Source organism: Helicobacter pullorum NCTC 12824 (assembly GCF_017979475.1).
Lineage (GTDB): Bacteria > Campylobacterota > Campylobacteria > Campylobacterales > Helicobacteraceae > Helicobacter_D > Helicobacter_D pullorum.
Map to the genome: position 1 here is coordinate 262,205 of NZ_JAERIT010000001.1, position 20,001 is coordinate 282,205.

At 36.3% G+C, this 20,001-nt stretch carries 24 protein-coding genes and 1 tRNA gene; 11 read left to right on the forward strand and 14 right to left on the reverse strand.

Features of this window, described 5'->3' with window-relative positions; genetic code table 11:
* Positions 1-11: 11 nt before the first annotated feature.
* Genes yedE through JJQ98_RS01355 form a run of 5 tightly spaced genes read left to right on the forward strand, consistent with a single transcriptional unit; the run spans position 12 to position 3,079 of the window.
* Positions 12-1,070, forward strand: coding sequence for a YedE family putative selenium transporter (gene yedE, locus JJQ98_RS01335; protein WP_065828668.1), 1,059 nt, complete (start codon positions 12-14; stop codon positions 1,068-1,070).
* Position 1,071: 1 nt separating this feature from the next.
* Positions 1,072-1,284 carry a sulfurtransferase TusA family protein gene (locus JJQ98_RS01340; protein WP_005021345.1) on the forward strand — a complete coding sequence of 71 codons (213 nt, stop codon included), beginning with the start codon at positions 1,072-1,074 and terminating at the stop codon, positions 1,282-1,284.
* Between the two features lie 15 nt (positions 1,285-1,299).
* Entirely contained in the window at positions 1,300-2,460 is a 1,161-nt protein-coding gene (locus JJQ98_RS01345) for an aminotransferase class V-fold PLP-dependent enzyme (protein WP_151105253.1), read from the forward strand.
* Positions 2,461-2,477: 17 nt separating this feature from the next.
* Positions 2,478-2,693, forward strand: coding sequence for a putative Se/S carrier protein (locus JJQ98_RS01350; RefSeq protein WP_151105254.1), 216 nt, complete (start codon positions 2,478-2,480; stop codon positions 2,691-2,693).
* A 56-nt stretch (positions 2,694-2,749) separates the two neighbouring features.
* Positions 2,750-3,079 carry a hypothetical protein gene (locus tag JJQ98_RS01355; RefSeq protein WP_151105255.1) on the forward strand — a complete coding sequence of 110 codons (330 nt, stop codon included), beginning with the start codon at positions 2,750-2,752 and terminating at the stop codon, positions 3,077-3,079.
* A 7-nt stretch (positions 3,080-3,086) separates the two neighbouring features.
* Here JJQ98_RS01355 and JJQ98_RS01360 read toward each other — a convergent pair whose 3' ends face one another.
* From JJQ98_RS01360 to JJQ98_RS01400, 9 genes are all read right to left on the reverse strand, one after another.
* Entirely contained in the window at positions 3,087-4,421 is a 1,335-nt protein-coding gene (locus JJQ98_RS01360; RefSeq protein WP_054197861.1) for a sodium-dependent transporter, read from the reverse strand.
* A gap of 60 nt (positions 4,422-4,481) precedes the next feature.
* Positions 4,482-6,212, reverse strand: a complete 1,731-nt coding sequence (locus tag JJQ98_RS01365) for an ATP-binding protein (RefSeq protein WP_054197860.1) — start codon at positions 6,210-6,212, stop codon at positions 4,482-4,484.
* Entirely contained in the window at positions 6,196-7,077 is an 882-nt protein-coding gene (locus JJQ98_RS01370) for a cation diffusion facilitator family transporter (RefSeq protein ID WP_054197859.1), read from the reverse strand. Before JJQ98_RS01370 ends, JJQ98_RS01365 begins: the two co-directional genes overlap by 17 nt.
* A 1-nt stretch (position 7,078) precedes the next feature.
* On the reverse strand, positions 7,079-7,534 hold the full coding sequence (locus JJQ98_RS01375; protein ID WP_065829430.1) for a hypothetical protein: 456 nt from the start codon (positions 7,532-7,534) through the stop codon (positions 7,079-7,081).
* Between the two features lie 8 nt (positions 7,535-7,542).
* Entirely contained in the window at positions 7,543-8,436 is an 894-nt protein-coding gene (lpxC, locus tag JJQ98_RS01380; RefSeq protein ID WP_005021329.1) for a UDP-3-O-acyl-N-acetylglucosamine deacetylase, read from the reverse strand.
* Positions 8,433-9,011 carry a septum site-determining protein MinC gene (locus tag JJQ98_RS01385; protein WP_054197857.1) on the reverse strand — a complete coding sequence of 193 codons (579 nt, stop codon included), beginning with the start codon at positions 9,009-9,011 and terminating at the stop codon, positions 8,433-8,435. The genes lpxC and JJQ98_RS01385 overlap by 4 nt, the downstream gene beginning before the upstream one ends.
* A gap of 8 nt (positions 9,012-9,019) precedes the next feature.
* Positions 9,020-10,459, reverse strand: a complete 1,440-nt coding sequence (locus JJQ98_RS01390; protein WP_170252236.1) for a M23 family metallopeptidase — start codon at positions 10,457-10,459, stop codon at positions 9,020-9,022.
* A gap of 129 nt (positions 10,460-10,588) precedes the next feature.
* Positions 10,589-10,909 (reverse strand): thioredoxin family protein, encoded by a 321-nt coding sequence (locus JJQ98_RS01395; protein WP_172594062.1) that lies wholly within the window; start codon positions 10,907-10,909, stop codon positions 10,589-10,591.
* A 101-nt stretch (positions 10,910-11,010) separates the two neighbouring features.
* Positions 11,011-11,724 (reverse strand): YebC/PmpR family DNA-binding transcriptional regulator, encoded by a 714-nt coding sequence (locus JJQ98_RS01400; protein ID WP_054195091.1) that lies wholly within the window; start codon positions 11,722-11,724, stop codon positions 11,011-11,013.
* Positions 11,725-11,874: 150 nt separating this feature from the next.
* Between JJQ98_RS01400 and JJQ98_RS01405 the strand changes: the two genes are divergently transcribed.
* Positions 11,875-11,949 (forward strand) — tRNA-Asn (locus JJQ98_RS01405).
* Between the two features lie 75 nt (positions 11,950-12,024).
* On the opposite strand, the gene JJQ98_RS01410 is transcribed toward JJQ98_RS01405, so the two are convergent.
* The 4 genes from JJQ98_RS01410 to JJQ98_RS01425 are packed head-to-tail and all read right to left on the reverse strand — an operon-like array spanning position 12,025 to position 14,673.
* Positions 12,025-12,846 (reverse strand): UDP-N-acetylmuramate dehydrogenase, encoded by an 822-nt coding sequence (locus JJQ98_RS01410; protein ID WP_151105256.1) that lies wholly within the window; start codon positions 12,844-12,846, stop codon positions 12,025-12,027.
* A complete protein-coding gene (fliQ, locus tag JJQ98_RS01415) occupies positions 12,846-13,112 on the reverse strand; it encodes a flagellar biosynthesis protein FliQ (RefSeq protein WP_005021320.1) in 267 nt (88 codons plus the stop codon). Before fliQ ends, JJQ98_RS01410 begins: the two co-directional genes overlap by 1 nt.
* Before the next feature lie 27 nt (positions 13,113-13,139).
* Complete coding sequence (gene fabI / locus JJQ98_RS01420; protein ID WP_005021318.1) at positions 13,140-13,958, reverse strand: enoyl-ACP reductase FabI; 819 nt, start codon at positions 13,956-13,958, stop codon at positions 13,140-13,142.
* Positions 13,959-13,968: 10 nt separating this feature from the next.
* On the reverse strand, positions 13,969-14,673 hold the full coding sequence (locus tag JJQ98_RS01425; protein ID WP_151105257.1) for a triose-phosphate isomerase: 705 nt from the start codon (positions 14,671-14,673) through the stop codon (positions 13,969-13,971).
* A gap of 115 nt (positions 14,674-14,788) precedes the next feature.
* Between JJQ98_RS01425 and JJQ98_RS01430 the strand changes: the two genes are divergently transcribed.
* Both JJQ98_RS01430 and JJQ98_RS01435 read left to right on the forward strand, forming a co-directional pair.
* Positions 14,789-15,868: an FUSC family protein gene (locus tag JJQ98_RS01430; protein ID WP_151105258.1), complete on the forward strand. Its 1,080-nt coding sequence runs from the start codon at positions 14,789-14,791 to the stop codon at positions 15,866-15,868.
* Complete coding sequence (locus JJQ98_RS01435; RefSeq protein ID WP_151105259.1) at positions 15,861-16,535, forward strand: toxin-antitoxin system YwqK family antitoxin; 675 nt, start codon at positions 15,861-15,863, stop codon at positions 16,533-16,535. Before JJQ98_RS01430 ends, JJQ98_RS01435 begins: the two co-directional genes overlap by 8 nt.
* Positions 16,536-16,552: 17 nt before the next feature.
* On the opposite strand, the gene dcd is transcribed toward JJQ98_RS01435, so the two are convergent.
* Entirely contained in the window at positions 16,553-17,113 is a 561-nt protein-coding gene (gene dcd / locus JJQ98_RS01440; RefSeq protein WP_005021306.1) for a dCTP deaminase, read from the reverse strand.
* A gap of 74 nt (positions 17,114-17,187) precedes the next feature.
* Between dcd and accB the strand changes: the two genes are divergently transcribed.
* From accB to JJQ98_RS01455, 3 genes are read left to right on the forward strand one after another with little or no spacing between them, the layout of a single operon-like run.
* Complete coding sequence (accB, locus tag JJQ98_RS01445; RefSeq protein ID WP_134044101.1) at positions 17,188-17,661, forward strand: acetyl-CoA carboxylase biotin carboxyl carrier protein; 474 nt, start codon at positions 17,188-17,190, stop codon at positions 17,659-17,661.
* Positions 17,661-19,025, forward strand: a complete 1,365-nt coding sequence (locus JJQ98_RS01450) for an acetyl-CoA carboxylase biotin carboxylase subunit (RefSeq protein WP_005021304.1) — start codon at positions 17,661-17,663, stop codon at positions 19,023-19,025. Before accB ends, JJQ98_RS01450 begins: the two co-directional genes overlap by 1 nt.
* Positions 19,026-19,070: 45 nt before the next feature.
* The gene (locus tag JJQ98_RS01455) at positions 19,071-19,826 is read left to right on the forward strand and encodes a flagellin (protein WP_005021303.1); all 756 of its coding nucleotides are present in this window, start codon (positions 19,071-19,073) and stop codon (positions 19,824-19,826) included.
* Positions 19,827-20,001 lie beyond the last annotated feature (175 nt).

A 20,001-nucleotide genomic window follows, 5' to 3' on the forward strand; every position in this document is an offset into this window, starting at 1 on the left:
TAGGAGTTTTTATGCGATTAGCTATTTGGCCTATTTTGGCAGGTGTAGCATTGGGTATTTTAGCGCCTATTTTGGTTTCTTTGGGAAATCCGGGCAATATGGGAATGTGTGCAGCATGTTTTACGCGTGATATAGCAGGTGGGATAAATTTGCATCAAGCCCCTATCGTGCAATATATTCGTCCTGAAATTATTGGGCTTGTGTTTGGTGCATTGGTAGCGAGTTTTGCATTTGGAGAGTTTCGCCCTCGTGCTGGGTCTGCACCGGTGGTGCGATTTATGCTTGGATTTTTTGCAATGATTGGTGCATTAGTGTTTTTGGGTTGTCCTTGGAGAATGTGGCTTCGATTTAGTGCGGGGGATTTTACTGCAATAGCTGGAATCTTTGGGCTTGTCGCTGGAATCCTTATGGGTATATTTTTCTTAAAACGAGGTTTTTCACTTGGGCGTTCTTACCCTGCTAGCAAAGTTGTAGGCTTTGTTTTCCCGCTTTTTGTGCTTGGGCTTTTTGGGTTGTTGCTTTGGGGGCTTGTAGATTCTTCAGCACCAGTGAAATTTTCGGAAAAAGGTCCGGGTTCACAACACGCACCACTTATTATTTCACTTGTTGCTGGTTTGTTTTTGGGTGCGATATTTCAAAAAAGTCGTTTTTGTATGATAGCAGCAGTGCGTGATACAATATTGCTCAAAGATACGCATATTTTGCAAGGTGTCATAGCTCTTGTGGTTGCGGCATTTTTCACAAATCTTGCATTAGGTTTTTTCAATCCCGGGTTTAGCGGACAGCCCATAGCTCATAATGATTGGGTTTGGAATTTTTTGGGTATGTTGCTTTCTGGATTTGCTTTTAGTTTGGCAGGTGGTTGTCCGGGTAGGCAACTTGTGCTAAGTGGAGAGGGTGATAGTGATGCGGGCGTGTTTGTATTTGGTTTGCTGATGGGTGCGGCATTTGCACATAATTTTAGCCTTGCAAGTTCAGCAAATGGAATTGGAGCAAATGCACCGATTGCAGTGTTTGTGGGCATAGTGTTTTGTTTGCTTGTAGCATTGTTTGCAAGAGAAAGGAGATAGTATGAAACAACTTGATGTTAGAGGGCTTTCTTGCCCAGAACCGGTGCTAAATCTCAAGCCACTACTTGAAGAAGGTGAAGATACAATAGAAGTATTATGTAGCTGTGGGGCTTCAAGTGATAATATTAAGCGTATGGCAAGTCATTATGGCTATGCAGTAGAGGTTCTCAAAGAGGAGCAAGGCGAGATAACTTATCATTTACAAAAGCAGTGATAGTAAAGGTAGAGTGTGGAACTCCCAAAATTTATTTATTTGGATAATGCTGCTACAAGTTTCCCTAAAGCTCCGGGTGTGAAAGAAGCGGTGTGTGAGTTTATGGAGGGTATTGGGTCAAGCCCGGGGAGGAGCGCACATACGCTTTCTATCGAATCTGGGCGGATTCTCTACCATACACGCCGACTTTTGGCAGATTTATTGGGCTTAAAAGATTGCAAAAGAGTGCTTTTCACACTTAATGCCACAATGGCAATCAACACGCTTTTGTTTGGGTTTTTGCAAAAAAATGATGTGGTGGTAACGACATCAATGGAACATAATGCTTTGAAGCGTCCCCTTAATGTATTGTGTGAGCGACTAAATATAGAAATTAGGGAGATTCCTTGCACGCAGTTTTGTGAGCTAGATTTAGAATCTACTAGAGAGATTCTAAAGGGGGCAAAACTTCTTGCTTGTGCGCATATTAATAATGTTAGTGGAGCAATGATACCACTTGATGAGCTCAGTGTATTGGCAAAACAAGAAGGGGTAGCATTTTTGCTTGATGCTGCACAAAGTGTGGGTTGTGTAGAAATGCACAATGTGATGGAACAGGTGGATTTTTTGGCATTAAGTGCGCATAAAGGGCTACTTTCCCCTATGGGTGTGGGGGCATTGGTGATGAGTGATAGGGTTGATACAAAAAGCCTTTCGCCGCTTATATTTGGTGGAACAGGGAGTTTGAGCGAGGAAGAGATTCAGCCAATGTTTTTGCCCGATAGATTTGAAAGTGGCACACCAAATATGCATGGAATTGCTGGGCTGTGTGCAGGGCTAAAGTGGATAGAATCTAAAGGCATAGGGGAGATTCACTGCTATGAGATGCAATTAAGGGAGCAACTCACACAAGGATTACAAAAGATAAAAAATCTAAGAATCTATGAGGTTAAAAATCCTGCTAATGCTACACTTTCGCTTGCAATAGAGGGCAAAAGTGTGTCTGAAGTGGGACTTAGGCTTGATAGGGAGTTTGGAATCTGTGCGCGTGTAGGGTTGCATTGCAATCCTGCGACACATAAGATTTTAGGAAGTTTTGAGAGTGGAGGGAGCATACGCTTGAGTGCGGGGATATTTACCACACAAGAAGAGATAGAATCTTGTATTGCCGCTCTAGCAACAATTGCAAGAAATTAAGCAAAAAAGGGGATTTAATGCAAAAGGGCTATCTTTTGTTTTTTACTACTGCAAGCGCATTTGAAGCAGAAATAGTTTGCAAAAATCTCAATCTTACTTTCAAGCTTACTCCTACACCTAGAGAGTTTTCAAGTGATTGTGGGATTGCGATATATTTTGAAGTGCAGAATTTACAAATACTTCAAGAAGCCTTGCAAGAAGCAAATATAGAATTTGAAATGAAGATTTTATAGAATCAATCCAATCTATTTGTGTTAAAATATTGCAAAATTATCAAAAGAGGTAAGTAATGAGGATATTTTGCATTCTTTTAATGGCTGGTAGTTTATATGCACAACCTTGGGTAATGTTTAATGATATGGATGATACTTATTTGTATGATCAAGCAAGCGGGCAAGTTTATATAAGAGTTAAAAAAGGTGGCAAGAATTATGAAGATACTTTTGTGAAAATGGGGGTAATAGATAATCCTCAAAATAATTCCTCCAAAGCTTCTTTGAGTGCAGAATCTATTCAAGATAAAAATACCAAAGAAGCTAGTGAGGATCAAAGAGAATTGTTAAAAAAAGCACAAGAATTACAGCGAAGTATTCAAAATGGAATCTTTGAGGGGGAATAGTTTGGGTTTAGAATCCCCCTATGGCAAGTGTAATCATTGCTGCTAAAATCCCTAGTGGAGCGATATACTTAATGATAAAATACCAAAGATGAAAGATTTTGCCTGTTAGATGTCCTTCACACATTGCATAGACTTTGCTTTTTGGGAGTATCCAACCTACAAACAAACACATAAAAACACCTGCTAAAGGAAGCATATAAGATGCACTAATATAGTCAAACCAGCCAAAGAGATTTTTACCCAAAAGGCTTAAATGTTCTCCAAACAATACACTATTACTTAAAAGCAATAAAATACCAAGCACATAAGAGATGCCGATACTTGTAAGGTTTGCTTTGGTGCGTGAAAAAGAAAATTTGTCAATCAACCAAGCATTGAGTGGCTCTAGCATAGAAATTGCAGAAGTGATTCCTGCAAAAATGAGTGCAACAAAAAATAAAAAAGCAATGATTTGCCCGCTTATGCCCATATTAGCAAAAATCAAAGGCAAAGAGATGAAAACTAGCCCCGTTCCACTATCTGGCTCTGCACCATAACCAAAAATAAAGGTAAAAATCACAAGTCCAGCCATAAGGCAAAAGAAGAAATTTAATAACGCTACAATCACGGCAGAGCGTATGAAATTGCCCTTTTTGGGCAATGAATTTGCATAAGTGAGGATGACACCTACACCCAAAGAAAGTGCAAAGAAAGCCTGTCCTATCGCATCAACAATAACTTGTGGAGTGAGTTTGCTAAAATCGGGTGCAAATAAGAATTTAAAAGATTCCATAAAAGAATCTTGGCACATAGAATAAACTAAAAGCCCAACAAAAATAATCAAAAGCAAGGGCATTAAGATGAGATTAAGTCGTTCAATCCCTTTTTTGATGCCTTGGTTGAGCACATAAGCACAAAGTGCCACGATGATAAAATGCCACAATAATTGATAGCCTATTTGTTCCCCTATAAAATGCTCCCATAGAGATTTTGTAGCTTCAAGCGTTTTTGGCATTCCTGTGATACTTAAAAACATATAATGTGTAAGCCACCCAAGCACAATTACATAAAATGAAAAAATCATTATGCCTGAAAAAACCATTATGCCACCATATTGGAGATATTTTTTGTCTTTGGGAGCAAGGGTATAAAAGGTGCTAAAGCTATCACGCTCACTTGCCCTACCTAAGATCATTTCTACAATAAAAACGCTCAATCCAAATATCAAAAAAGCAATGATAAATACAAGGACAAAAGCCCCACCCCCGCTTTCTCCCACCATATAGGGGAATTTCCAAATCCCGCCAAGTCCGATAGCACTTCCTGCTGCTGCCAAAATAAAGCCTATTTTTGAAAAACGCATTGTAGTTACCTTGTGTATAATTTAAAATGTATCTTAACAAAAAACTTGCAAATTATGAAGTTAAATGTGAAATCCCATTTCTCTTTGTCCATCAAAATTTGAATTTAATTCACGCTTAATCTCATCAATGAATATTTGAATAGTAAAAAGCGGAGATTTTTGTGCAGCAACAAGAAAAGCGGAATTTTTGATGATGAGTGAAATTTGTCCGCCAGTCAATGGAAAATCTGCTAGGGATTTAAGATTGAAATTTTTTTCATAGGGAGCGTTTTTGGGCAAGAGTTTTTCCCACAATAAAAGCCTCTCTTCTAAGTTTGGTTTTTTAAATTCAATCTTATAATTAAAGCGTCTTGAAAAAGCAGTGTCGATAGTCTCTAATAGGTTGGTTGTGGCAATTAAGATTCCATCAAATTTTTCAATTTGTTCTAGGAAAATATTTTGCATTTGGTTGTGCATTTTATCAGCTCCACTGGCGCTTGTGCTACGCATACTTAAAAATTGGTCTGCTTCATCTAATAATAAAATGGGACTTTCTTTGCTTTCTTTGCATAATTCTTTGTAAGTATCAAAGATTTTTCGCACATTTTTTTCGCTTTCTCCAACATACATTGAGAGGATTTTTGAGCAATCAAAGCTTAAAATGCTTTTTTTGAGTGATTTTGCAAGTGCTAAAGCAGTCAGTGTTTTTCCTGTCCCTGCGGTGCCATAAAAAATGATTTTTGCATCAATTCCGCGTTTTTTGTCTTTTATGCCCCATTTTTTGAGGTTTTGTAAAACCTTAGAATCCATTTGTTTTAAAAGTGTCTCTAGAGTTTCTCTTGTGTTTGGATTTAGCACAACTTCGCTAAGGGGAATTTTGGGTTGAAGAAATTCAAAAATATCTTGTTCATCAATGAGGGATTGGAGGCTAATTTTTTGCCTTTTTTCTTCGTTGTTGGGGTGGGTGATTTTTTTTAGAATCTCATCGGGAATAAAAAAAGTGCGGTTGATTCCACTAAAATTGCCTAGAATCTCATCGTAATTAACTAAGCCTTTTTGCACGAGTTTGCTTCTATCATCAAGCAATGCGCGATTTTTGATTCTTTCATAATCATTCATGCTAACTAGATTGATAAGGGCATTAAGCTCTCTTGCTTGGGATTCTTTGCCTGAATATTCTTCTTTTAGTAATGCTAGAAAGATGATTTTTTCTTGTAAATTAAGGTTGTATTCTTTGAAAAGAATCTCAAGGGCAGGTTTATCTTTGGTTAGTTCAAGCTTTTGTTTGATACGCTCTTGGAGGGATTTTATTTTTTGTTTGCCTTTTTCCAAAAGGGGTGAAGAGAGAGTGTCTTTTTTGTAAGGGACGAGGCTTGAGAGGAGGTCAATGACTAAAAATTGGTCTTTTAGATAATCCAAATGGTCAGAGTAGGGAATGATTTTTGGGAGTTTTGGATAGATTCCGCCTTCTTGAATGAGTTTTAAAAAACTGCTACTTAAAGAAAATGCAGAATTGAGTAATTCCAAAAAGAGAATTTCATTGCTTAAGTTTTTTAGAAAAATATTTTGTGTCAGCCAACCTAAATCTAATAAATTTTTAAACAAAGGAAGGAATTTCAAGATTTCTTCATCATTATTTGGGGCAAAAAGAGAGTTAATAATATCAAGGCAAATGATTTCATCATTGCCTTTTAAGATTTCTTGGCAGAAATATCTCAAAATCAATGCTTCTTCTTTTGTGCAACGCAAGAAGGGGTAAATTTTGGTTTTATTAATCGGATTGGTTTGTAAAAAATCAAGTAGGTATTGCATTATTTTCTCCATCATCGTGAGGGTCTAAGTGAGTGATAATAATCCAGTTGCCCCGAAGAGCTTTAATAGAATTTTCGATAGTATCTGCAATATCGTGTGCTTTAAGCAAAGAAATATCGGGGTTAAATACCAAATGGACTTCCACAAAATAAGTCTCTCCACTTTGTCTTGTTTTCAAATCATGATAACTTTGAATGTCTTTGTTTGAATCAAGTATGGTTTTAATAGAATCCAAAATATCATCATCAAGTGCTTCATCAAGCAAGATTAAAACTCCACTTTTAAGCAAGAAAAAAGCAGAATAAACAATATAGATTCCAATCCCTATTCCAAAGAGTGCATCAAATTCGCTAATGCCTGTGAAATGCACCAAAATCAATGCAAAAAGAACCGCTAAATTACTCAAAATATCCGTTTTGTAATGCAGGGCATCTGCTTTGATAACAAGATTATTGCTTTTTTTGGCAACATAGCTTAAATAAAGGACGAGAAAAAAGGTTACAAAGGTCGAGAAAATCATCACACCTAAAGAATATGCGAGCAATTCAAGTTGATGTCCATAGATGAGCTTTTTGCAGGATTGATAAAAGATGAAGATTCCAGAGATGCAAATAACGCTCCCTTCAATTACAGCTGCTAAAGATTCGATTTTTCCTCTACCATAATTAAAATGCAAATCGGCGGGTTTTTCAGATTTTGAAATAGCATAAAGATTGAAAAGTGAAGCACATAAATCAAGCAATGAATCAATAGCAGAAGCAAGGACTGCAATAGAACCGCTCAAGATTCCAACGATAAATTTTACACAAATCAAGACAGAAGCGACAAGGCTTGAGATGATAGTGGCTTTTTTTTGAATCGTCATTTTACACAGGGGGCAGGAGATAAAGAGGCTCTATCTCTTGTGAAAAAAAGTTTGGATTGAGTTGTTTGGGGAGAGCATAGGGTTTTGTTTTTGGGGGAGTGGAAAAGTTTTTTAAGATAACTTGGTTTTCTTCTTTGATGAAATAGCAATTCCCATAAGCTTTGATAGGGGAATTTTCATTGAAGTGAAATCCAATAGCCCCAAAGAGATTGATATTTTGTGTAATTTGCATTGTTTTTGCAAATAGATAAATGAGTTTGAGTGCCATAAAACTACCCGGACCACGCACGAAATAAAGGCTTTCAAAATCTTTTTTTTGCTGTTTGAGCTTAGAAAAAAAGGGAATGAGAGATTCGGAGAGTTGTGCTTGAAGGGTATATTCTTCTAGCAAATGATAATCCTTATACAAACCAATAAGAATAGGCTGACTTGTTGGGATAACAAAGATTTGCAACATTTGAAATCTTAGATATTTTGATAAACCAATGAGTAGTCATAGATTTTTTGTGGCTGACTAGATTGAACAATCTCATAAGCTTGACTCTCTTCAAAAATCTTTTTGGTTAAAAGATGATTGAGTTTATGGCTTCCTGCATAAGAAACATACGCTCCAAGCAAAGGAATACCAAGTAAGGACATATCCCCAATTGCATCTAAAATTTTATGGCGGACAAATTCTTCTTTGTAACGCAATCCTTCTTTATTGAGAATAGTTGTATCATCTAAAACAATCGCATTATCCAAAGAACCCCCCAATGCAAGTCCTTGTGAGCGTAGATATTGCACTTCGCTTAAAAAGCCAAAAGTCCTTGCTCTTGCAATTTCTTCTTTATAGTTGCGAGTAGAAAAAGTGAATTTGTATTTTTGTGTCCCAATAGCTGGGTGAGGAAAATGAATAGAAAAGTCAAAAATACATTGCTCACTCGGCTCTAAACGCACAAATTTATCCCCTTCTTTTATTTCAATGGGGGATTTGATTTTAAGCACTTTTTTGGGGGCTTGTTGTTGTTGGATGCCGGCTTCTTCTATGAGCATACAATATCCTATGCTACTTCCATCCATAATAGGGACTTCCTCATTGTCTAAAACGATTCTTAGATTATCAATCCCATAAGCATGGATTGCAGAGAGTAAATGTTCGATTGTAGAAACTTTAAAACCATCTTTTGCAATGACGGTTGCCATTGTTGTATCCACAACATTTTCTGGTTTCAAAGGAATATTTACTCCCACATCACTCCGATAAAAATGAATCCCACTCCCTTCTTCTAATGGTTCTAAACGCATTTTTACAGGCACACCTTTGTGTAAGCCAATACCTACTAGCTCAATGGGTTTGGAAAGTGTTTGTTCATTCATAGTAATTCCTCTACTACAATTGTATCATTTTTTTTGTAAATTTTTTTATAACCTTGAGAAGAGAGTTTTTCTTTGTCAATAATTTCACCATCAAAAAGTATATTGCCCTCTTTTGTAGGACCAAGTATCATATAAGAACCATTGCAAAAAACATTTCCATTAATTTCGCCAAAAATCTGAACATTGCCTTGAGCTTGAATGCTCGCTCCGCTATTGACACGACCAAAAATTGTAATATCGCCTTTTGTTATGATTTCTTCACCGCTGCGAATTGTTTTGTGGAGGGTTAGAGTTTTTGTTTCTGGTGTTTTTTCTTGTGCGGATTCTTGTGTATTTTGAATAGGTTGTGTTTGGGAGGATTCTTGTTGGGCGAGTTTGGAGGTATTTTTGTATTCTACAAAATTGAGGTTTTGTGTTTGTAGAAATTTTAGGAGATTGTCATTGAGTGGATAAGTAAAAATCAATAAAAAATCTTTGAGCAAAATAAAATTTTTTTGAATATAGGCAATGGTTTCTTCTTCTTCCCCTTGCATAAAGATAAATGCTCTAACATTCCTTTGTCGTGCTTGAACCATAATGCCCCTTATAATTGATTGATGATTAGTTTTGCTTCGTTGATAATATCTGTTATGTTGGCTTTTATCCAGTGAGAATCAAGCCATTCTGCTGTCCAAACTTCGTGTCCTTGCACTAACACACTAAAATGCAAATGGTCGCCTAGAGCTAATCCTGTATTTCCTGTTTTGGCAATCACTTCCCCTGCATTTAGAGTATCTCCAACATTGACATTTTGGCTTGTTAAATGTGCATAGAGTGTAGATAATCCAAGTCCATGATAAATAATTAGAGTGTTTCCATTAATGCCTACAAATTCACTAAGTGTAACTACTCCGGGGTTGCTTAAGAGAATGGGTGCTTGTTTGGTGCTTGCTAGATCAAGTCCCATATGATTAGATTCACTCACATTTTGCCCTTGATAGTTAAAAGTCCTATGGTCCCCAAAGCTTGCCATAACAGCACCATTTTTGAGAGGCGAGAAAGGTTGGATAGAAAAATTTTCTACCAAAGTTTCCCTATCATAATTAGAGGCGGTTTCATAGACTTTAGCGGCATTGCTTTTTCGCACATCTTCATTAATGTATTTAAAAATCGAAAGTTTATCAGGGAAATCTTCTAAATCTTTTTCGCCGATTTCTTGGACAAGGGTAGAAATTTTGCCATCAATAAAAGAATCTGTAAGCGGTATAGTAGAGCTACGATATTGCTTTTTTTGGAGATAGAAGTTGATAGGCGTAATGCTAACATTGCCTGCTTTGTCGCTTACATAGATTTTTGCATTAAAATCGGAATTGTTTTTATCCCATGCAATGAGGGAAATATAAAAGCCTTCTTTGTAAAAAGGTTGAGGGAAAAAGTCGGATTTTCCATTAGAGATTCTAATTTGTTTGAGATTGTCATCGATTGCACGAAAAATTACAAGAGCGCTCCCGCCTTGTGTGATTTTATAAGAATGTGAAAGAATGGCGAGTTGAGGTTTTTTGGTATCAATGGGAATGCGAATAGTTTGAGTGGTTGTATTTCCTGCAAAGAAATTCCATTTGCTTGTATCTGTTGCTTGAATCTCTAGTGTAATTTCTTTTGTAGAATTTTTGATATTTTTGGGCTTTTGGATTCCTATACATAAGCTTTTTGGGGATTCTTGGATTTCTTGAGATGGGGTCAATTCTACACCATCATTTAGGCATTGTGAATCTTTGGAAGATAAAATTTGAGTTTGGAGGGGGATTTTTTCTTGATTGAGCAATAAGCTAATTGTGTAGTTATAAATCCCAGAATTATCTGTAATTTGTATGGGGAAATAATCTTTGAGATTCCAAACTGCTTCATCTTTTATGCTAATTTTTGGAGATTCTTTTTCAAATTTATCAGAAGATAGCATAAATATCCCGCCACCTATAAAAATAATCAGTATAACTAACCCTAGAATTTTGACAAATCCATCTCTTTTGTGTTGATTTTGCATAGGTTTCCTTAATATATGGCTTTTAGATTTATTTTAGCCAAAAAGTGCTTATGTTAAGATTATGTAAGAGGGTAAAATGGGGATTAGGCATTATGTCATTTGGCATAATACCTAATTTGAAAGAGTAGATTAAGCTTCAATAGCTTTTTTGATAGCATCTTCAATCATGGCTTTAGAGTTTGGCTCTACAAGTCTTTCCCCAACTTCTGTGCCATTTTTGTAAAAAATCAAAGTAGGGATTCTGCGGACATTGAGTTGCTCTTTGAGTTCTTCTTGTTCATCTGCCATAACGATACCAAATTTCACCTTTTGTGCATATTCTTGCATAAGCATTCCCATAATAGGTTCAATCTTTTTGCAATCAGGACACCAAGGCGCACCCACTGCTACAAGGCAAACACCTTCTTTGGTTTCATTGTGAAAATTATCTTTGGTTAATTGATTCATCATTTTGCAATCCTTAAAATTAAATTTACATCAAGCATTTTGAAATAATTTTACTTAAAAGCCTAGAAAGTGTGATTTTTATCGTGATTTTATCACTTTTGCCTTTAAGCGATATTGGTAAAAACTGCTTGGACATCATCATCATCTTCAATCCTATCTAATAATTTTTCGATATCTACAAGTTGTTCTTCGCTAAATTCGACAGGATTATTTGCAATTCTTTCTAAAGCGGCTTTTTTGACATCGGCATTCATTTTTTCTAGTGCATTTGCAAGACTTCCAAAGCTTGTATAATCTCCATAAATATGCACAATTTCATCTTCTATTTCCATTGATTCTAAACCATAGTCGATGAGTTCAAGCTCAAGCTCTTCTAAATTCCCCAAACCCTCTTTTGCTACTTCAAAATGTGCTTTGCGAGAAAACATAAATTCTAAAGAATTATTAGTGAGCATTTGCCCGCCAAATTTATTGACATAACTTTTGAGATTTGCTACCGTGCGAGTTGTATTATCTGTTGCACATTCGACAAAAAATAATGCCCCATGAGGTGCTTTTATCTCATAATTAACTTCTGTGATTTGGATTCCATCTTTGCCCAAAGCCCTTTTGATTGCTGCTTCGATATTGTCTTTTGGCATATTTTGTGCTTTTGCTGCCATAATAGCAGTGCGGAGTTTGGAATTCATATCAGGATCTCCGCTTCCACCCTCTTTGACGGCGATACTAATTGCCTTTCCTAGTTTTGGAAAAAGTTTGGACATTTTATCCCAACGCTTTTCTTTGCTTGCTCTGCGGTATTCAAATGCTCGTCCCATATAAACCTCTTTTTAGGATATAAAATCAAAGTGCTAATTGTAATATTTTTTGGAGCTAAAATCAAAATTCTAAGAAAATTTTATTGAAAATTCCTAAAATCTATTGACACAAAAAAGCATTTTTTATATAATTTCAATTCTTTTTTATATTCCGGATTAGCTCAGCGGTAGAGTAGGCGGCTGTTAACCGCTTGGTCGTAGGTTCGAATCCTACATCCGGAGCCACTATAACACTCTCAAAAATATATTTATTCTTAGATTTTTTAAAACTTTAAGTTTTACTTTCTTGGCGAATTGATTTTATTGCAAAATTTGCACCTCATTTTGTAAGGTAATATTATGTTTTTTGGAAACATAATCTTTTGCAAGAAGTATCAATTCTAATGCCTCATCAAAAGAACTTTTGCCTAAATTGATTAGAAAATTTGCATGTTTTGGGCTAAACATTAGCGTTTTGTTGGCACCAAAAGGAACACCTTTTAATCCAACAGATTCAATGAGTCTCCCAGCAAAATCATTGGGAGGATTTTTGAAACAGCTTCCAAAACTCGGATCTTTGGGCTGATTTTCTCGCATTTCTTTAAAAAGTTTTACAAGATTTGGATTAAAACCTTGCTCTTTTTTAAAAATACCTGCAAAGATAAGTTGATTGATAGCACTTGAACGATAAGATAATTGCAAAGAATCTGCTTTGATGAAATCTAAAGTTGGCGATTTTTGGACACTTAAAATGCCTAAGAGTGTGGATTTGATTTCGTATTCTTTTAATCCAGCATTCATTTTGATAATACCGCCAATACTGCCGGGCAATCCACTTAGAATCTCAAAACCTGCTAAATTATGTTTTTTGGCATAAGAAAAAAGTTTGCCACTAGGTGTTAAAGCCCCCACTTCTAGGTAATCTCCACAATCTTTGATATAAGAAAACTTTTTATCAAGCATAATAAGATTTTTTGCATTAGGCGATACTAATAGATTATTTGCCGCACCAACAATGTTTGGAGATATTGTGTATTGCAGGGCTTCATAATAGTCTTGTGGAGTTTGTATGATTGAAACTTGAAGTGCAGCACCAATTTTGATACTGCTATAAACTGCAAAATCAATAACTTTTTGAATCATCAAAAAATAAAAGTAGGCATCATATTAAAAATACGCGCAGTAAAGTCGATGAGCATATTTAACATCCATGGCATAGTAAAAATAATCACAACAATCACAGCAAGAATCTTTGGGACGAAAGTCAAAGTCATTTCATTGATTTGTGTAGTGGCTTGAAAAATGCTGATGAGCAATCCTATTACTAGCCCAACAAGAAGCATAGGAAGCGACAAAACCAGCGTGATTTTGTAGGTTTCAATTGCTAGATTCATTAATTGTGCTTCCATAATTTTCCTTAAACCAAAAGTTTAGTTCTACTTCACTCTATCCCATACAAGTGACGCTTTGCCATCTATTTCTTCAACAGCTGCCATTCCCATAATATTATATCCACAATCTACATAGTGAATCTCTCCTGTAACGGCACTCCCAAGAGGTGAGAGCAAATACATAGCAGAATTTCCTACTTCTTCAATACTTACATTTTTGCGTAATGGAGAGTTTGCTTCATTCCAATTAAGAATAAATTTGAAATCCCCAATTCCGCTTGCTGCAAGTGTTCTTATAGGTCCAGCAGAGATAGCATTAACCCTAATCCCTTTTACTCCCAAATCGTGGGCAAGATAGCGGACACTTGATTCTAAGGCTGCTTTTGCCACTCCCATAACATTATAATGTGCGACATGCTTTACACTGCCTAGATAACTAAGTGTGAGGATTGAAGCATTAGGTGCTAAAATAGGCTCTAGTTCTCGGCATAGTTCAATGAGTGAATACACAGAGATTTCCATAGCAATATTAAAAGCTTCTTTGCTAGTTTCCAAAAAACTGCCATCTAATGCTTCTTTGGGTGCAAAAGCGACACTATGCACCAAAAAATCAAGTGTTCCAAAATCTTTTTTGATTTGCTCTCTTAAAGCCGCAAAATGCTCTTTTTTGCTGACATCAAGTTCATAAACATAAGGGCTTTGTATTTCTTGTGCGATAGGTAAAACGCGTTTTTGGATAGATTCATTCATATAAGTAAGGGCGATAGTTGCACCTTGCTCTTTACAAGCTTTTGTGATTCCATAAGCGATAGATTTATTATTTGCTACCCCGACAATTAATCCTTTTTTGCCTTGCATAATCATAATTTTACTCCTAAAGTGAATTTTTTAAAATTTCTAAAAAGCTAGAAATTTCCCAGCTCGCACTGCCTATAAGCACGCCATCAACCCCTTGAATATTTAAAATATCTTTGGTGTTATTTGCTTTGACACTGCCACCATACAAAAGCGGAATTTTACCCAATTTTTGCTTTAAATGCGTGTGGATTGTCTCAATTTCTTGCAAACTTGCACTTACCCCGGTTCCAATTGCCCAAATAGGCTCATAAGCAATAATAAGTTTTGGGTAGTTTAAATCAATACCATCAAGTTGAGAATCCAAAAAATCCAAAGTGGCTTGCAAACCTTTGTTTTTGATTTCCAAAGATTCACCAATGCAATAAAAAATTTCAAAGTTTTGTGCCTTAAAAAAATCAAATTTTTTGGCACACATTTTTTGGGATTCCCCTAAAATCTCTCTCCTCTCACTATGCCCAATAATGAGTGAATTAATTGCAAATTCTCGGAGTTGGTCTAGTCCAATTTCTCCGGTAAAAGAGCCATTATCAGCAGGATAAGCATTTTGAGAGCCGATTTTAAAGTCGTTAAAATCATTATCCAAAAGTGCAGTTGCAGGAGGGAAAATTGTAATTTTATGAGGGATTTTTTGGTGCATTAAGAAGTCTTGCAAAGTTCTGCAAAATTCTTTGGTGGATTTTCTTGTATGGTTGGTTTTGAAGTTGCTTGCAATGATTTTCATTTGCTAAAATTCCTTTGGTATTGAATATTTTTGTGATTATAGCAAATTTAACTAGTATGTGGTAAAATGCCCTCATTTTAAACTTTAAAACTAATGGTATCAATGAGGATTGTAGATGAATCTTGAAAGGCTCAAAGGTGAAATAGGATTAATTTTTACTTGGAACAAAAGCGATAGATTGTGGCAAATGCCATTTTTTGCAGGGGTTGGGGTCGCAATTATTTTGTTTGTTGCGGCTTATTTTAAGCGTCCTGATTTAGGGCTTGTGGCGATTATTGGGGCAAATATCTTTTTGTATGTGCCAGATACGCCGATTTATCACAAAATGGTTTTAAGTATGTCTTGTACTTTTGGGATGATACTTGCGTTTAGTTTGGGCTTAGTAGGGCAGCTTTTTCCAAGCCTCATTCCTTTGATTGCGTTTATTGTAACAATGGTAAGCGCACAAGTTGTAAGGTATTTTAATATAGGTGCTCCGGGATTTTTCTTTTTTACTTTTGCAGCACTTATTGGGACTTATATACCCTTTAAAATCGAAGATTATTTTATGGTAATAGGGCTTGTAGCAGTTGGGACAATTGTCGCAAATGCAATGGTGCTTCTTTATTCTTTGAGTGTGATTTATATTTTTAAGCATACCCCAAAGCCGATTCCAAAGGCTGGTGAGTTTGGTTTTGGAGTGATTGTGATTGATCCTATTATTATTGCGAGTTTTGTTGCTTTTGCTACCTATTTGCAAGGATTTTTGGAGTTAGAGAGGGGATATTGGGTTGGGGTGAGTTGTGCAGCTGTCCTAACAGCAATTACTTTTAAGCAAATTTGGATTAAACAAACACAAAGGATTCTTGGCACAATTGTTGGAGTTAGCTTTGCTTATTTTCTTTTGCACTTTCATTTTAGCCCTATTGAGTTTGCAATTTTGATGATGATTTTGATGTTTTTTGCCGAATTGGTTGTTGTGCGAAATTATGCTTTGGCAATGATATTTGTAACGCCCTATACGACTTATTTGGCAGAGGTGGGAAGTTTTATGAATTACAATCCAGATATACTTATTCAAGCAAGGGTTTTGGATATTGCTATTGGAAGTGTGATTGGATTGCTTGGTGGGGCGGTAATGCACTGGAAATTTTTGCGAAATATCTTAGAGAAAATTACACACAAAATTATCTATAAATGGGTAGGCAATGAGTGAGGAAATAGAAAAAACTTACTATCCAAATGGTGTGCTAAAAGCAGAAGTCCCTTACAAAAATGGAAAAAGAAATGGTATTACAAAGCAATATTATGAAGATGGCAAATTAATGCTAGAAATGAGTTTCATTGAAGATAAAGTAAGTGGCGTAATGAGGCAGTATGATACACAAGGGAATTTAGAGTTAGAAAGTGTTTATTTGGACAATAGCAAATATGGAGTAGAGAAGTGGTATTATCCAAGCGGAGCGATTAAAGCAGAGATTCCATACAAAGAAGGCAAAAAGTGTGGAATTGTAAAGTGGTTTTATGAAAATGGCAATCTTGAATCCCAAACCCCTTATGTAGAGGATAAAAAGCAGGGCGTGGATAAGTGGTTTTATGAAAGTGGAATACTAAAAGCTGAAACTTCTTACAAAGAAGATGAAGAATGTGGTGAAGTAAGAGAATACTATCCTAATGGACAGCTAAAGTATGAAGCGTATTTTGAAAATGGGGTAATGTATGGGGAAGAGAAAGTGTATTATGAAAATGGGCAGATTTGGTGTGTTACACCTGTGCAAGATGGAAAAGAAGAGGGCATAGCAAAAGAATATGATAAAAGCGGAAAATTAATCAAAACAAAGCAATACGCCAAAGGCGTTTGTTTGCAAGAATCTAAGCCCTAAGAAGAATAGGGCAAAAGTTATTTGAGAATCTTAGGAAGCGTGATTCCTTCTTGGGATTGATATTTGCCTTTTTTGTCTTTGTAGCTCACTTCACAAGGTGCATCACCTTCCAAAAACAATACTTGTGCGATTCCTTCATTAGCATAGATTTTTGCTGGGAGCGGTGTAGTATTGCTAATTTCAATTGTGATATGCCCTTCAAATTCTGGTTCAAATGGCGTAACATTGACGATGATTCCACATCGTGCATAAGTGCTTTTGCCAAGGCAGATTGCTAAAGTATTGCGTGGAATCTTAAAATATTCTATTGTTCTTGCTAGTGCAAAGGAGTTAGGCGGGACGATACACACATCACCGACAAAATCCACGACATTAGCAGAATCAAAGTTTTTTGGATCCACTACCATTGCATTAATGTTGGTAAAAATTTTGAATTCATTGCTTACTCTTATATCATACCCATAGCTAGATAATCCATAGCTTACGACACCTTTGCCTATTTGATTTTCACAAAAAGGCTCAATCATTTTGTGTTCTAATGCCATTTTTCTTATCCAAGAATCTTCTTTTAATCCCATTTATAATTCCTTTTAACTTTTTTGTATAAGAAATGTGCTATTATAACAAATTAAATTCAATAAAGGCTTGAAATATGGATTTTAAAGAAATAAAAGAACTCATCAAGATTTTTGATGCAAGCTCTCTTAATGCGCTTAGTATCACACAAGAAAATTCTAAAATCAAATTAGAAAAGGGCATAAAAACCCCTCAAATTGTAGAATCCCAAAATACACAAATTTTATCTCCCATTACGACGCAAACCCCTCAATCTCCCTCTCAAATAGAAGTTGCACCTCAAGCACCTATCCAAAGTCCTACAACAAGAGGAGAAACGATTAATTCTCCGATGGTTGGGACTTTTTATCGTTGCCCCTCCCCAGATGCACCAGCGTATGTAAATGTAGGGGATAAAGTCAAAAAGGGGCAAACTCTAGCAATTATTGAGGCGATGAAAATTATGAATGAGATTGAAGCGGAGTTTGATTGTGTGATAAAAGAAATTATCCCAACTGACGCACAGCCTGTGGAATACAATTCGCCTCTATTTGTGGTGGAGAAAATCTAATGTCAAATAAACAAATCAATACAATTTTGATTGCTAATCGTGGAGAAATCGCACTTAGGGCTATCCGCACAATCAAAGAAATGGGCAAAAAGGCAATTGCAGTGTATTCCACAGCAGATAAAGATGCACATTATTTGGATTTAGCAGATGCAAAAGTTTGTATAGGTGGGGATAAATCAAGTGAGAGTTATTTGAATATCCCAGCGATTATTTCAGCAGCGGAGCTTTTTAGTGCAGATGCGATTTTCCCGGGATATGGTTTTTTGAGTGAAAATCAAAACTTTGTTGAAATTTGCAAATATCACAATATCGAGTTTATAGGTCCTAATTCCGAAGTAATGGCATTAATGAGTGATAAAAGCAAAGCCAAAGAAGTGATGAAAAATGCCGGTGTGCCTGTGATTCCAGGTAGCGATGGTGCGATAAAATCCAAAGAAGAAGCCCTCAAACTTGCAAAAGAAATCGGTTATCCAGTGATTTTGAAAGCCGCAGCAGGTGGAGGCGGTAGGGGAATGCGTATTGTCCAAAGTGAAGAAAATATGTTTAATGCCTATTTAGCAGCAGAAAGCGAAGCAATCAGTGCATTTGGTGATGGCACGATTTATATGGAGAAGTTTATTGACAAACCAAAACATATTGAAGTGCAGATTCTTGCTGATAAACATGGAAATGTTTTGCATATTGGAGAGAGAGATTGCTCACTCCAAAGAAGACACCAAAAGTTAATTGAAGAATCCCCAGCGCCAACTTTAGAGCCACATACAAGAAAAAAGCTTTTAGAAACCGCCATTCAAGCGACAAAAGCGATTAAATATGTGGGTGCAGGGACTTATGAATTTTTATTAGACAATGAGCAAAATTTCTATTTTATGGAAATGAATACAAGATTGCAAGTAGAACACCCTGTAAGCGAGCTTGTAAGCGGACTTGATATTATTAAGCTAATGATTGAAATTGCAGAGGGCAAAGAATTGCCAAAGCAAGATTCTGTAAGCTTTGATGGCTGTGCCATAGAGTGCAGAATCACCGCAGAAGATCCAGTGAAGTTTTATCCATCAGCAGGTAAGATTACCAAATGGATTGCACCGGGAGGAAATAATGTGCGGATTGATAGCCACGCTTATGCCGGATATGTAGTGCCGATGTTTTATGATTCGATGATTGGCAAACTTATCGTATGGGGCAAAACTCGCGATGAAGCCATAGCAAGAATGCAAAGGGCTTTAGATGAGTTTTGTATCGAGGGTATTAAAACGACGATTGATTTCCATAAAGAAATGATGAAAAATGACGATTTTAAAAGAGGAGTTATCCACACCAAATATTTAGAGCAAAAAATAGAAAGTGGAATGAAAAATGCTTAACTTTCTACAAAGCAAGGAAGCAAATTTTAAGCAAGGAGTTAAAGAATGAAAATTGGCAACACACAAAACACAAATGAAAGCTTGATTAACCTCAATAAAGCAAAGGAAGAAGAAGAAAAAGCACTTCAAAAAATCTCTTCTCCACGCCCCATAGAATCTACTGATGGAGCGAGTTTAGCTATTGCTAATGCACTTTTGGCACAGGCTAATTCAATGTCTCAAGGGATTCGCAATGCTAATGATGCACTAGGTGTATTGCAAATTGCAGATGGCACACTCTCGACTTTGACCGATTCTGCAATCCAAATCAATGAACTTTCTGTGGCATTGGGGAATCCGGCTTTGAATAGCTCCCAAAGAGCAATGATTCAAAATGAAGCGACAGCATTAACGCAATCTATGAATGATGCAGTTAGTCAAGCAACCTTTAATGGCAAAAATGTTTTTAGTGGGCAGATGAGTTTTGTAACCGGTAATGGCACAGAAAGTATCAATCTACAAGCACCAAATACCGCAAATTTGAGCGTCAATAACCAACAAAGCATTTTGGATTTTATCGAGCAAGTGGGTATGAGTCGTGCAGACATCGGAGCTGCGATGAATGGGATTCAATCCGGTATTAATTCAAGTATGAACACAGTGGTAAATCTAAAAGCAGCAGAGGGGAATTTGCTAGATGATGATTTAGCAGAAAATTACAATGAGCTAAATACAGCCAAGCTAAAAGCCAATGCGGCACTTTATGCAGCAAGTTTCAACAATCAATATCTACAAAGCCGTTTGGATTCATTATTAAACTAACTCTTGCATAACAAATCTTTGGATTTTTCCAAAGATTTGAGATTTTAGCTATTTTTATCTCAAAATTCATTTTTACTTTTGTATTTTTTCACTTTCAAAAATAAATAAACACCCCCTAATAATTAATTTGCAATGATTGCCAATAACCCATATAAACGCATTATGCCCCCCCCCC

Coding starts and splice junctions, on each gene's coding strand:
- yedE (WP_065828668.1), top strand. CDS start 12: ATGCGATTAGCTATTTGGCCTATTTTGGCAGGTGTAGCATTGGGTATT.
- JJQ98_RS01340 (WP_005021345.1), top strand. CDS start 1,072: ATGAAACAACTTGATGTTAGAGGGCTTTCTTGCCCAGAACCGGTGCTA.
- JJQ98_RS01350 (WP_151105254.1), top strand. CDS start 2,478: ATGCAAAAGGGCTATCTTTTGTTTTTTACTACTGCAAGCGCATTTGAA.
- JJQ98_RS01355 (WP_151105255.1), top strand. CDS start 2,750: ATGAGGATATTTTGCATTCTTTTAATGGCTGGTAGTTTATATGCACAA.
- JJQ98_RS01360 (WP_054197861.1), bottom strand. CDS start 4,421: ATGCGTTTTTCAAAAATAGGCTTTATTTTGGCAGCAGCAGGAAGTGCT.
- JJQ98_RS01365 (WP_054197860.1), bottom strand. CDS start 6,212: ATGCAATACCTACTTGATTTTTTACAAACCAATCCGATTAATAAAACC.
- JJQ98_RS01370 (WP_054197859.1), bottom strand. CDS start 7,077: ATGACGATTCAAAAAAAAGCCACTATCATCTCAAGCCTTGTCGCTTCT.
- JJQ98_RS01375 (WP_065829430.1), bottom strand. CDS start 7,534: ATGTTGCAAATCTTTGTTATCCCAACAAGTCAGCCTATTCTTATTGGT.
- lpxC (WP_005021329.1), bottom strand. CDS start 8,436: ATGAATGAACAAACACTTTCCAAACCCATTGAGCTAGTAGGTATTGGC.
- JJQ98_RS01385 (WP_054197857.1), bottom strand. CDS start 9,011: ATGGTTCAAGCACGACAAAGGAATGTTAGAGCATTTATCTTTATGCAA.
- JJQ98_RS01390 (WP_170252236.1), bottom strand. CDS start 10,459: ATGCAAAATCAACACAAAAGAGATGGATTTGTCAAAATTCTAGGGTTA.
- JJQ98_RS01395 (WP_172594062.1), bottom strand. CDS start 10,909: ATGATGAATCAATTAACCAAAGATAATTTTCACAATGAAACCAAAGAA.
- JJQ98_RS01400 (WP_054195091.1), bottom strand. CDS start 11,724: ATGGGACGAGCATTTGAATACCGCAGAGCAAGCAAAGAAAAGCGTTGG.
- JJQ98_RS01410 (WP_151105256.1), bottom strand. CDS start 12,846: ATGATTCAAAAAGTTATTGATTTTGCAGTTTATAGCAGTATCAAAATT.
- fliQ (WP_005021320.1), bottom strand. CDS start 13,112: ATGGAAGCACAATTAATGAATCTAGCAATTGAAACCTACAAAATCACG.
- fabI (WP_005021318.1), bottom strand. CDS start 13,958: ATGATTATGCAAGGCAAAAAAGGATTAATTGTCGGGGTAGCAAATAAT.
- JJQ98_RS01425 (WP_151105257.1), bottom strand. CDS start 14,673: ATGAAAATCATTGCAAGCAACTTCAAAACCAACCATACAAGAAAATCC.
- JJQ98_RS01430 (WP_151105258.1), top strand. CDS start 14,789: ATGAATCTTGAAAGGCTCAAAGGTGAAATAGGATTAATTTTTACTTGG.
- JJQ98_RS01435 (WP_151105259.1), top strand. CDS start 15,861: ATGAGTGAGGAAATAGAAAAAACTTACTATCCAAATGGTGTGCTAAAA.
- dcd (WP_005021306.1), bottom strand. CDS start 17,113: ATGGGATTAAAAGAAGATTCTTGGATAAGAAAAATGGCATTAGAACAC.
- accB (WP_134044101.1), top strand. CDS start 17,188: ATGGATTTTAAAGAAATAAAAGAACTCATCAAGATTTTTGATGCAAGC.
- JJQ98_RS01450 (WP_005021304.1), top strand. CDS start 17,661: ATGTCAAATAAACAAATCAATACAATTTTGATTGCTAATCGTGGAGAA.
- JJQ98_RS01455 (WP_005021303.1), top strand. CDS start 19,071: ATGAAAATTGGCAACACACAAAACACAAATGAAAGCTTGATTAACCTC.